This is a genomic window from Citrobacter sp., from assembly GCF_050252275.1.
Lineage (GTDB): Bacteria > Pseudomonadota > Gammaproteobacteria > Enterobacterales > Enterobacteriaceae > Citrobacter_A > Citrobacter_A amalonaticus.
Window position 1 is genome coordinate 1 of the sequence record NZ_JBFWLF010000136.1, and the last position, 11,598, is coordinate 11,598.

Annotated in this window: 10 protein-coding genes; 3 read left to right on the forward strand and 7 right to left on the reverse strand. The window is 52.8% G+C overall.

The genetic code is table 11. The annotated features are described in order from the left end of the window. From frdD to frdA, 4 genes are all read right to left on the reverse strand, one after another. A partial coding sequence (gene frdD, locus AB7E14_RS12895) for a fumarate reductase subunit FrdD (RefSeq protein WP_428169578.1) occupies nucleotides 1-306 on the reverse strand: 306 nt, incomplete at its 3' end. A gap of 10 nt (nucleotides 307-316) precedes the next feature. Beyond that, nucleotides 317-712 carry a fumarate reductase subunit FrdC gene (gene frdC, locus AB7E14_RS12900; RefSeq protein WP_042321376.1) on the reverse strand — a complete coding sequence of 132 codons (396 nt, stop codon included), beginning with the start codon at nucleotides 710-712 and terminating at the stop codon, nucleotides 317-319. Between the two features lie 10 nt (nucleotides 713-722). Next, on the reverse strand, nucleotides 723-1,457 hold the full coding sequence (frdB, locus tag AB7E14_RS12905; protein WP_042999170.1) for a fumarate reductase iron-sulfur protein: 735 nt from the start codon (nucleotides 1,455-1,457) through the stop codon (nucleotides 723-725). Then, on the reverse strand, nucleotides 1,450-3,240 hold the full coding sequence (frdA, locus tag AB7E14_RS12910) for a fumarate reductase (quinol) flavoprotein subunit (protein ID WP_042999171.1): 1,791 nt from the start codon (nucleotides 3,238-3,240) through the stop codon (nucleotides 1,450-1,452). Before frdA ends, frdB begins: the two co-directional genes overlap by 8 nt. 323 nt (nucleotides 3,241-3,563) lie before the next feature. Between frdA and epmA the strand changes: the two genes are divergently transcribed. The 3 genes from epmA (at nucleotide 3,564) to AB7E14_RS12925 (ending at nucleotide 5,995) form a co-directional block, all read left to right on the forward strand. Then, nucleotides 3,564-4,541 (forward strand): elongation factor P--(R)-beta-lysine ligase, encoded by a 978-nt coding sequence (gene epmA, locus AB7E14_RS12915; protein ID WP_042999172.1) that lies wholly within the window; start codon nucleotides 3,564-3,566, stop codon nucleotides 4,539-4,541. A 428-nt stretch (nucleotides 4,542-4,969) separates the two neighbouring features. After that, nucleotides 4,970-5,680, forward strand: a complete 711-nt coding sequence (locus AB7E14_RS12920; RefSeq protein ID WP_316962167.1) for a hypothetical protein — start codon at nucleotides 4,970-4,972, stop codon at nucleotides 5,678-5,680. Next, nucleotides 5,681-5,995 (forward strand): YjeO family protein, encoded by a 315-nt coding sequence (locus AB7E14_RS12925; protein WP_316962125.1) that lies wholly within the window; start codon nucleotides 5,681-5,683, stop codon nucleotides 5,993-5,995. It begins immediately after the preceding gene. Nucleotides 5,996-6,053: 58 nt separating this feature from the next. On the opposite strand, the gene mscM is transcribed toward AB7E14_RS12925, so the two are convergent. From mscM to rsgA, 3 genes are all read right to left on the reverse strand, one after another. Then, nucleotides 6,054-9,380, reverse strand: coding sequence for a miniconductance mechanosensitive channel MscM (mscM, locus tag AB7E14_RS12930; RefSeq protein ID WP_316962124.1), 3,327 nt, complete (start codon nucleotides 9,378-9,380; stop codon nucleotides 6,054-6,056). 18 nt (nucleotides 9,381-9,398) lie between these two features. Next, complete coding sequence (asd, locus tag AB7E14_RS12935) at nucleotides 9,399-10,370, reverse strand: archaetidylserine decarboxylase (RefSeq protein ID WP_044327157.1); 972 nt, start codon at nucleotides 10,368-10,370, stop codon at nucleotides 9,399-9,401. Between the two features lie 95 nt (nucleotides 10,371-10,465). After that, nucleotides 10,466-11,518: a small ribosomal subunit biogenesis GTPase RsgA gene (rsgA, locus tag AB7E14_RS12940; protein ID WP_044327158.1), complete on the reverse strand. Its 1,053-nt coding sequence runs from the start codon at nucleotides 11,516-11,518 to the stop codon at nucleotides 10,466-10,468. Nucleotides 11,519-11,598: the final 80 nt, after the last annotated feature.

Consider the following 11,598-nt stretch of genomic DNA (forward strand, 5'->3'; position numbering starts at 1 on the left):
GTAGAACACCCATTTGCCAGCCGGCACATGGATTTTCAGGTCATGCATCGCGTGGTGCATACGGTGTAAGCCACACCACAGCGGCAGGACAATCATCAGGAACAGGAAAGCACGGCCGATAAAGCTCTGAGCAAACGCCAGAACACGCTCATAGCTCAGGGCATCGCCCGGGAACAGACCCAGCGGCAGCAGAATCCCCACCAGCAGAACCATCACTGGCGCGATAATCGCACCCCACATACCGCCTGCGCCAAACAGACCCCAGAATACGGGTTCGTCAGAACGTTTTGGATTTGGATTAAACATCCCGGACTCCTTACCAGAACAGGGCAACAAACAGTATGACTACGGTCGCCACCACAGTAACCGCCCAGAGACCTTTGATGATCGGCTCTGGCCCCATTTTTTCGTCTTTTACGATGATGTTGGCGGCTTTCGGCGCCAGCTCAAACCAGGTTTTGGTGTGCAGCAGTGCTGCCGCCAGGGCGATCACGTTGAGGATCACCACCACCGGGTTTTGCAGAAAACCGACGAAGCCCGCCCAGGATTCGACACCATGCTTCAGTGCGAACAGGCCGAAAATCAGCTCAATGCTGAACCAGACTGCTGGAACGGCTGTGCCTTCGCGCAGCATGTAAAAGCGATAAAACGGCAATTTTTTCCACCAGGTGGACGTCATCGGCCGCACATAGGGTTTGCGTTTAGTCGTCATGTTGCACTCCTTAGCGTGGTTTCAGGGTAGCGATAAGAAAGTCTTTCGAGCTTTCTACTTTACCCTGCTGAATGGCAGCCGCCGGATCGACGTGCTTCGGACAAACTTCGGAGCAGTAGCCCACGAAAGTACAGGTCCATACGCCGTTCGGGCTGTTCAACTGTGCCATACGCTCCTTCTTACCGTGGTCGCGGCTATCTTCGTTGTAACGATGCGCCAGGGTAATTGCAGCCGGTCCGATGAACTCAGGGTTCAGGCCGAACTGCGGACATGCGGCATAGCACAGACCACAGTTGATGCAACCAGAGAACTGGTGATACTTCGCCATCTGCGCCGGGCTCTGGATATTTGGCCCCTGATCCGGCGTACGCGGGTTACCGATGATGTACGGCTTAATTGCTTCCAGACTTTCGATAAAGTGCGTCATATCGACGACCAGATCGCGCTCAATCGGGAAGTTACCCAGCGCTTCCACCTTAATACCGTTGGTGTAATCACGCAGGAAGGTTTTGCATGCCAGTTTCGGCACATTGTTGACCATCATGCCGCAGGAGCCGCAGATCGCCATACGGCAGGACCAGCGATAGCTGAGGTCTGGCGCCAGGTTATCTTTGATGTAGCCCAGCGCATCCAGCAGTGACGTGGTTTCATCATAAGGCACTTCATAGAAAGCACTGTGCGGCGCGGTGTCGGTCTCAGGGTTATAACGCACCACCTCAACTTTCAGGTTTTTCATCTCAGCCATTAGCCTTCTCCTTCTTATCGGCTGCTTCCGCTTCGCCACCGTAAACACGTTTTGCCGGCGGCAGCGTGGTGATTTTCACGTCGCTATAGTCGAGGCGAGTCGTGCCATCAGCATCGCGGAAGGCGAGAGTATGTTTGAGGAAGTTGACGTCGTCACGTTCGGTGCAACCTTCGTCCAGACGTTGGTGTGCGCCGCGTGATTCCTTACGCGCCAGCGCGGAATGCGCCATACACTCAGCGACGTTCAGGCCGTGACCCAGCTCGATGGTGTACAGCAGATCGGTATTGAATACGCTGGAGGTGTCAGTGATGCGAACGCGCTTGAAGCGCTCCTGCAGTTCGGCCAGCTTATCCACGGTTTTCTGCATGAGTTCCGGTGTACGGTAAATACCGCAACCTTCTTCCATCGAAAGCCCCATTTCGTCGCGGATCTTCGACCAGTTCTCGTTACCTTCCTGGTTGACCAGGTCTTTCAGACGTTGTTCAACGCCGGCAACCTGTGCGTCAAGGGCGGCGTCGTTAGCAGTGCCCGCTGTCGCTGCACGCTCCATCGCCTGCTCGCCTGCCAGACGGCCAAAGACCACCAGCTCAGCCAGAGAGTTAGAGCCCAGACGGTTCGCGCCGTGCAGACCCACAGAAGAACATTCGCCGACGGCAAACAGACCTTTGATGCGGGTTTCGCAGTTCTGATCGGTTTCGATACCGCCCATGGTGTAGTGCGCGGTCGGACGCACCGGAATCGGTTCTTTCACTGGATCGACGCCCACGTAGGCTTTCGCCAGTTCACAGATGAACGGCAGACGTTCCAGCAGTTTCTTCTCGCCCAGATGACGCAGGTCGAGATGTACAACATCGCCACGCGGCGTGGAGATGGTGTTGCCTTTACGCCATTCGTGCCAGAAAGCCTGAGAAACTTTGTCGCGCGGACCGAGTTCCATGTATTTGTTTTTCGGCTCGCCCAGCGGGGTTTCCGGACCCATGCCGTAATCCTGCAGATAACGGTAGCCGTTTTTGTTGACCAGAATACCGCCTTCACCACGACAGCCTTCAGTCATCAGAATACCGGAACCCGGCAGACCGGTCGGGTGATACTGAACAAATTCCATGTCACGCAGTGGAACGCCGTGGCTCAGCGCCATGCCCATACCGTCACCGGTCACGATGCCGCCGTTGGTGTTATAGCGATACACACGGCCTGCGCCGCCTGTCGCCATTACTACCGCGTTAGCACGAATCTGTACCAGCGTGCCTTCCATCATGTTCATCGCCACCAGGCCGCGAGCATGACCATCATCGACCAGGATATCCAGGACGAAGTGTTCGTCAAAGCGTTGGATCTGCGGGAACTGTAGAGAGGTCTGGAACAGGGTATGCAGCATATGGAAGCCGGTTTTATCCGCAGCAAACCAGGTACGCTCAATCTTCATCCCGCCAAAGCGACGAACGTTGACGCTGCCGTCTTCGCGACGACTCCACGGGCAGCCCCATTGTTCCAGTTGGGTCATTTCGGTAGGACAGTGGTGGACAAAATAATCCACGACATCCTGTTCACACAGCCAGTCTCCGCCCGCTACCGTATCGTGAAAATGGTAGTCGAAGCTGTCATGATCCTGGGCGACAGCAGCTGAGCCCCCTTCAGCAGCCACGGTGTGACTGCGCATTGGGTACACTTTTGAAATCAGTGCGATTTTTGCATTAGGATTTGCCTGCGCTGCGGCAATTGCAGCGCGTAATCCCGCGCCACCGGCGCCTATAATGGCAAGATCGGCTTGAAAGGTTTGCACGACATTCCTCCAGATTATTGTAATTTCGCCACCACATATTTCGGGTAAAGCCCCTGAAACAGATGGGGTGCGAATGCGTTTCCACTGCTCCTTTATAGGTACAACAGTATAGTCTCTGCGATGAGTGGGAAATTTGACGTGTTCGATTTTTTTAGCGTGTCAGAGGCCGGAATTATCAGTGATCTTGATTAATTTAATTACTAAACCATCGGTTTACGGTTTTTTAACTCGTCAGCCGTGCCGGAGTATTCCTGAGCAAAATTTGTTTCATTGCCGTGTTACGAGTAGACTTCGTGCCCTTGTCTTAAACTGGAGAAAGAACCATGAGCGAAACGGCAACCTGGCAGCCGAGCGCGTCCATACCTAACCTGTTAAAACGCGCGGCAATTATGACGGAAATTCGTCGTTTCTTTGCCGATCGCGGCGTGCTGGAGGTTGAGACGCCCTGCATGAGCCAGGCGACGGTCACAGACATTCATCTGTTCCCGTTCGAAACGCGTTTCGTCGGCCCCGGTCACTCTCAGGGGATGAACCTCTATTTAATGACCAGCCCGGAATACCACATGAAGCGTCTGCTGGTGGCAGGGTGTGGTCCGGTCTTTCAGCTGTGCCGTAGCTTCCGTAATGAAGAGATGGGGCGTCATCACAACCCAGAATTCACTATGCTCGAGTGGTATCGTCCCCATTACGACATGTACCGGTTGATGAACGAAGTGGATGATTTGTTGCAGCAGGTGCTGGAATGCCCGGCGGCGGAGAGCCTCTCTTATCAACAAGCGTTCCAGCGTCATCTGGAGATTGATCCGCTGTCTGCGGATAAAACGCAGCTGCGTGAAGTTGCCGCAAAGCTGGATTTAAGCAACATTGCCGATACGGAAGAAGATCGCGATACCTTACTGCAACTGCTGTTTGCGATGGGCGTTGAGCCGCACATTGGTAAAGAGAAACCGACGTTTGTGTATCACTTCCCGGCAAGCCAGGCATCACTGGCGCAGATCAGTACGGAAGATCACCGTGTAGCGGAACGTTTCGAGGTCTACTTCAAAGGTATTGAGCTGGCGAATGGTTTCCATGAGTTGACGGATGCGCGTGAACAGCAGCAACGTTTTGAACAGGATAACCGTAAGCGTGCCGCGCGCGGACTGCCGCAGCAGCCGATCGATAATAATCTGATTGAGGCGTTGAAAGTTGGCATGCCGGACTGTTCTGGCGTCGCACTGGGTGTGGATCGTCTGGTGATGTTGGCGCTGGGCGCAGAAAGCCTCGCGGAAGTGATCGCGTTTACTGTTGATCGCGCATAACTTGTTCAATCAAAAAAGCAAAGCGGCGTGTTTTTTCTCGCCGCTTTAAAGAATGCTTTTCAGTTAATATTTAACGCCCACATTTTATTTTTGTAACTTCTACCTTAAGGTTTCAACGTTAAGTCGCTGTAGATGGTTAGTATGAACGACTTCATAATATATTTATTTTACACAAGATATTTATTTAATCATTAGATGGACATTAATTGCAGAAGCTATATTGTTCTTTATATATAACGCGCTGTGTGAATATATAAACAGCATTATATATTTTCTTGTGTTTATAGATGGCTTGAATATCTTATTGTAATAAGATTGTGTTAGGCTGACATGCGTTTTTATAATTGTGATGTCTATCCCATCCTGAGTAGTTACGAAAGAGCTATTGTCTTTTCAATAGTGAGGTCTATCATAGGGTTGTTATCGTGATCAGTTCGCCTCCTTTTTGTGATATTGATGAATATGGTTTCCCTCATTGGAATGGTTGGGATTGTTTCCGTTGGTATGCGTTGCCTACTAATTGGCATTTTATGACAGGAAAAGCATATCTTTGGTATTACAAAACAGCCTGGTTAGTATATCATCGAATAAAAATTAAACAATATACTTATGAAGCGCGAATACCTGAATTACTCCTTGCGGGTGTTGCGGTTGCTGAAGTAGGGGGAACTCCGGAGAGATTCAAAGGTGTTGGCGTTCTGCAATTCAGACAAGTAATTGAAGAGATCCTGGGAAAGAACAACAATGAGTTGTCCAATGCAACATCTGTTGGTTCTATCGCGATCCTGATAGGCGTCGCTGCCAGAACAATCGGTATTCACCCAAACACGCTTTCGCATTTTCAGCAATTTAGGTTATCACAATGCTTACTCGATGACAGTTTTAACATTCGTGTTGTAGCATTCCATTTACATGACCTTATTCTCTATGATAATCCAGATACTGATACTCTTCACCTGACTGATGAGCAAATTATATTAGCGGGGTCCAGATATAATCGCGGAATTATTCGGGCCAAACAAGATATTATTCTCTCGATTAGTGAATTACCGGGCTCTCCAGATCGTGAATATAGTGAATATGGCCGGCGAATTATAGAAAAGAAAGATATTCTACAAAAGATTTTGCGAGGAAATTAAATGAACTGGAAAGCCTTTGTTTTGAATTTTATAGGAGGTGTGGTTTGTATTTTATTGATAACCATGTTATCAACGCAAAGTAAGGAATGGTTTATCGATGGAAGGGAGATTAAAAACATCTGTGATGTCATGATATATATTGAAAATGACGATATTCGCGAAGCTGGAATGTTCATAACACTACCTCTCTTTATTCCATTCCTCTATGTGATTATATGGAAAAAACATCGCCGTATTTGGCAATATTTTGTTGTGTTAACTCTGCTGAGTTTTTGGTTATGGCGTTTTATTATTCGATATCATTTATGCCTCTAAAAAGTAGAGATTGGCTGATAGAATACAACCAACCTCTGCTGATACACGTACAAACGATTTACAAACTCCCCGCCGGACGACTTCTTCTGCCGGCAGAACTGAGCGTTTTCCCTGTTTGTCGGCCATTCAAACTTTCCAGACGCATCTGGAATGGCGGGAACGGCATATCGATACCGTGCTCGCGGAAGCCTGCCAGAATCAACTGGTGGATTTCATGGCGCAGTGGCATGCGATGACCCATCTCGGCGGCATAGATACGCAGTTCGAAGATCTGAATCCCCTGTTGTAAGTCCACAAGGAAGACTTCTGGCGCCGGGTTATCGATGACTAACGAGCAGCGGTGTGCGGCGGTCAGCAGGATCTGCGTCACCTCTTCGCTGTTCACATCGGATGGGGCCGGAATGGTCAGCACCACGCGTGTCACGGAATCAGACAGCGACCAGTTGATGAACTGCTCGGTGATAAACGCTTTGTTCGGCACGATGATCTCTTTGCGGTCCCAGTCGCTGATGGTCGTCGCGCGGGTATTGATCTTCGTTACGCTGCCTGTCAGATCGCGAATGGTCACGGTGTCACCAATACGAATCGGCTTTTCAAACAGGATGATCAGGCCGGAGATAAAGTTGGCGAAAATTTCCTGCAAACCAAAGCCCAGACCGACGCCGAGTGCCGCCACCAGCCATTGCAGTTTCGCCCACTCAATCCCGATCATCGAGAAGCCCACCAGACCGCCAATTAACATCAGCAGGTACTTGGTGATGGTGGTAATGGCATAGCCGGTACCCGGCGTGAGATCGAGGTGTTGTAGCAACGCCAGCTCGAGAAGCGCAGGCAGATTACGCACCAGTTGGGTGGTGATGATAAACACCAGAATCGCGATCAGCACCGCGCCCAGCGTAATGGGTTCTAAACTTTCAACCCCTTGCACCGTCGAGGTGACGTCCCACAGCGAGATGTTTTCGAGGAAGCCGAATGCGGAGTGAATTTCCGACCACAGCACAATGACCGACAGCAGGGCGATCAGCATCAGGATGGAGCGCACCAGACGGAGCGACTGGGCGCTGATAGCATCAAGATCAACTTCGCTCTCATCAACGTCGATGGTCCCTTCCAGACTGGTTGAATGAGCCGGTTCTTCTTCACCACGGGCGCGCTGGGCCAGCATTTCCGCGCGGCGGTGCTTGGCACGGTCAAAGGCCAGTCTGCGACGCTGAATCAGCATCCAGCGGCGAATGACGTGATAAATCACCAACAGCAGGAACCAGATGGCGACGGAGGTTTCCAGTCGCGCCAGCAGCGCCTGTGACGTCGCCAGATAACCCACGGCGGCAGCCAGTATCGCCACCACCGGCGCGCCTATCATCAGGTTCCACAGCATGCTGTTCACGATATTGTCGCCGCTGCCTTCTTTATCGAGATAGAGCGGGATCCCGGCTTTTTTCAGGCTCAGGGTGACCAGCGCCAGCGCGCCGCAAATCAGGATAAAGCACAGACGACCGAGCGAGCCAGAGAACTCCCGATCGTTCAGGTTATCGAACATGATGAGCGCCATGATTAGCGGTACGATAAGCCCGATACTCATCAGGTAATAACGCATCGCACGCGACACGCGTTCGCGCGGCCAGCCAAAGTGGGCGATAAACAGGCCATTGGGCCGGGCAAATGTCGCGCAAATCATCACTACCCACAGCAGCGGCACCGTCGCCGTGACGCCATCGCCTATCGCGACGGCAAGCGGATAAGGCCAGGCCTCGCGCAGTCCGTATCCCAGCGTCATCCACAGTACTGGCAGCGGCGAGGCCACCAGTATCGACCAGAACACGGTACGCAGCGTCAGCCAGAAGTGATCCTGCGTCACCTTGCCCACTCGGGCGGCAGAACGCTCCAGAAAACGGGTAAAGTGGCGACGCGAGTAAATGCTGAACCCGACCAGAATCAACGCGCCAAACAGCGGCAGCAGGGTATCTCTGCTGGTCAGCATCATCACGCTGGCCTGACCTAACTGGCTGAAGGTGTCGAGTGAGATCAGCCGACGCAGATCCTGCACGATATCTATTGGCCAGGAAAATGACATTGGGCGAACGTCTGAGGTCCAGAACAGATAGCGGTGGGTCGCTTCGTTCACCTCTTTCAACGCATCTTCAAGCTGGCTATTGGAGACCTTCAGCTTGGTCAGTTCGAGGATCAGCGTGTCGCCGCCCTGTAACAGCGAATTCAGCAGCTCACGTTGGGTGCGCAGTTGCGCCTCAAGAATACGGTTTTGTTCAGCGGTGAGCGGCTGCCCGTCCGCCTGATGGAGCTGGCGCAGCTGAGGCTGCTTATTGAGCTGATCTTCATAGCGCAGACGCTGGACGCGCAGTTGCGCCATTTCAGTATCCAACTGCTGGGGTTTGGGCATTTCCGGCAGACGTGCCACCTGGGCGCGTAACGCTTCACCCAACAGGTTAGACGAGCCTAACCATTGCGACTGTTCACGCAACGTCGTCAACGCCTGACGTACCTGCTGAGTCTGGCTGGCGGCCTGACGTTGCTGAGAGGCGACGAGATCCATGCGCTGCGCCTGCTGATTCAGCGCGGCTGACAGTTCCCGGTTCACTTTGAACTGGGCGACAATATCCGGCGGTAAATCAGCGCTGTTCTCCGCCAGTAACTCGGTACTTTCCAGCGCCCGTTCGGCTTCACGCTGGCGCTGGCTGTTGAGCTGATTGCGCAGCGCCTGTAAATACGCATCCAGTTGCTGGCTCTGTTTTTCCGCCAGTTCCGAGCGCATACGCGCCAGTTCCTGACGGTTGTTGGCCGACAACTGCGCCAGCTCCAGCTCATCAACCAGCGCTTTCAGGCGAGCGGATTCAGCCTGCATGCTGAAATTTTGCGCCTGGTTGAGCGGGGTGTTGCCGGTGGCGCTGCCAATACGGCGTTCAATTTCGTTGAGCTGTCGGCGGGCATCGGTTTGCTGCTGAGGCAGTTGGCTTAATGAGTCGGCAATCTCACGGGCGCGTTCCTGCTCCTGCTGGGCCTGACGGCTTTTTTCCAGCAACTGGCTACTGACCTGGAGAATTTCCTGATTCAGCGCATCAGTCGTCATGCCCGGCGATACGCTGCGGGGTTCATCGCGCAGATTGGTTAACTGCGCGCGCAGGCTGGCGGACATTTTCGGGAAATTATCGATAACCTGCTGATATTGCTGTGCGCGTTCGAGAGAACCTTTACGTTCCTCGAGCGCGTTCAACGCAGACTGAAGGGCTTCAACAACATCAGGCTGAGCAGGCTTTGCGGATTTCGCCTGCTCCAGTTCCTGAGTGATTTGTTTGGCGTCGGGGGCGGTTGCAGCGTACGCCCCCTGGCTGAGGCACCAGGCCATCAGAAACGCGATAATCAGGCGCACAGCAACGTCCTTCTACTATTAGGTTTCGTTTTTCTTATCGTCGACCAGCGGACTGGCGTCGTGTTCAGCTTTGATCTCTTCTTCTGGCAGTGGTGCAGGCTCGGCGTCGACTGGCGCAACGAATGTCTCTGTGGAGATCGCCAGCGGCTGACCAATTTTGGTCACAGAGAGGCTCTCAAGCTGCTCGACCAGATTCACTTTACCTGGCGCAAACAGGTTGATCACCGTGGAGCCCAGTTTAAAGCGACCCATTTCCTGACCCTTCAGCAGCGCCACGGAGCCTTCGCTTTCTCCGGCAGGCCAGGTCCAGCGTTTGATCACGCCCTCGCGCGGCGGCGTGATGGTTCCCGCCCAGACGGTTTCGATACTGCCAACAATCGTAGCACCGACCAGAATTTGCGCCATTGGACCAAACTCCGTATCGAACAGGCAGATAACACGCTCATTACGGGCAAACAGGTTCGGGACGTTCTGGGCCGTCAGATGGTTGACCGAGAACAGATCGCCCGGAACATAAATCATCTCACGCAGAATGCCGTTACATGGCATGTGCACGCGGTGGTAATCACGCGGTGACAGATAGGTGGTCACAAACGACCCGTTACGGAAAAGATCCGCCATCAGGTAGTTACCAGCCAGCAGGGCTTCAAGACTGTAGTTATGGCCTTTGGCCTGCAGGATTTTATCTTCTTCGATAGCGCCTAACTGGCTGATGACACCGTCAGCCGGCATGACCAGCACGTTCGGATCGGTATTCAACGGGCGAACGTCGTCACGCAGTGGGCGGACAAAGAAATCATTGAATGAGCGGTAGCTGGCGGTATCTGGCTTCTGCGCTTCTTTCATATCGACCTTGTAGTACTTCACGAACAGATCGATAACCAGCTTAGTCAGCCATCCCGCTCGTTTGCTCGCGCCCCAGCCCGCCAGGCGAGTGAGCCATAGTTTCGGCAGAATGTATTGTAGCGAAAGTTTAAATGAGTTTAACAAGGTAGCCTCCAGGCTATTGTTTTATCGTTCCTGACCCGGCGTTGATGCCGGATCCTGAAAAAGGGGGACGATTCTAGCGATGCTTAGCTTAGTTGTCAGTCATCGGTATCAGAAAAGTTTTTACGCGTTTTTACCTGCGACATGCTTTCGAGAATACGGTGATAATTTTCGAAACGGGTTTCCGCAATTTTCCCGTCCTCTACGGCGGCACGAATGGCGCAGCCTGGGTCAGTGTCGTGCTTACAGTCACGATATTTGCACAGCCCCAGATAGTCATGAAATTCGACAAAGCCATGGGTGATTTGTTCCGGCTCCAGGTGCCACAGGCCGAATTCACGCACGCCAGGGGAATCGATGACGTCGCCGCCATGTGGGAAGTGGTAGAGGCGGGCCGCGGTGGTAGTGTGCTGTCCCAGACCGGAGTTGTCAGAGACATCATTGGTCAAAATGGCTTCCTGCAGACCGAGCAATGCGTTGAGCAGGCTGGATTTGCCAACGCCAGACTGACCGGCAAAGATGCTGATGCGCCCGGTCAGCGCTTCTTCCAGCGGTTTCAGACCATCCTGAGTGTGGCTGGAGACCATCAGCACGCGATAACCGATATGACGATAGATATCCATCTGCTCATTCACAAACGCCATGCTTTCGTCATCCAGCAGATCGATTTTGTTGAGTACGATGATCGGCTCAACCTGCAATGTCTCACAGGCCACCAGATACCTGTCGATAATATTGAGTGACAGCTCCGGTAAAATCGCGGAGACAATGACAATCTGGTCGATATTGGCGGCAATGGGTTTTACGCCATCGTAGAAGTCCGGGCGCGTCAATACCGAGGTACGTTCATGCACCGCCTCGACGATGCCTTTGACGTTGACCCCTTCCGCAGCCGCTTTGCCGGGACGCCAGACCACACGGTCGCCGGTCACTAGCGAGCGGATCGTCCGGCGAATGTTGCAGCGGTGAATTTCACCGTCGGCAGATTCGACGTCGGCATGCATGCCAAAACGGCTAATGACGATCCCTTCAGCGGTCTCGCCAAACAGGTTGTCATCGTAGTCTGGCTTCTCCTTAGACGTTTTAAGACGACGCTGGTGATTAGCGTTCACGCGGCGCTGTTGGCCTTTGGAGAGTTTATTTTTACTCAATCGTACTGGCTCCTGGTCGCCCATGTTGGGCAAATCTTCTATGATACACACAATTCTAGTTGAGAGTAGTCACACAGAAT

Coding starts and splice junctions, on each gene's coding strand:
- frdB (WP_042999170.1), bottom strand. CDS start 1,457: ATGGCTGAGATGAAAAACCTGAAAGTTGAGGTGGTGCGTTATAACCCT.
- AB7E14_RS12925 (WP_316962125.1), top strand. CDS start 5,681: ATGAACTGGAAAGCCTTTGTTTTGAATTTTATAGGAGGTGTGGTTTGT.
- epmA (WP_042999172.1), top strand. CDS start 3,564: ATGAGCGAAACGGCAACCTGGCAGCCGAGCGCGTCCATACCTAACCTG.
- frdC (WP_042321376.1), bottom strand. CDS start 712: ATGACGACTAAACGCAAACCCTATGTGCGGCCGATGACGTCCACCTGG.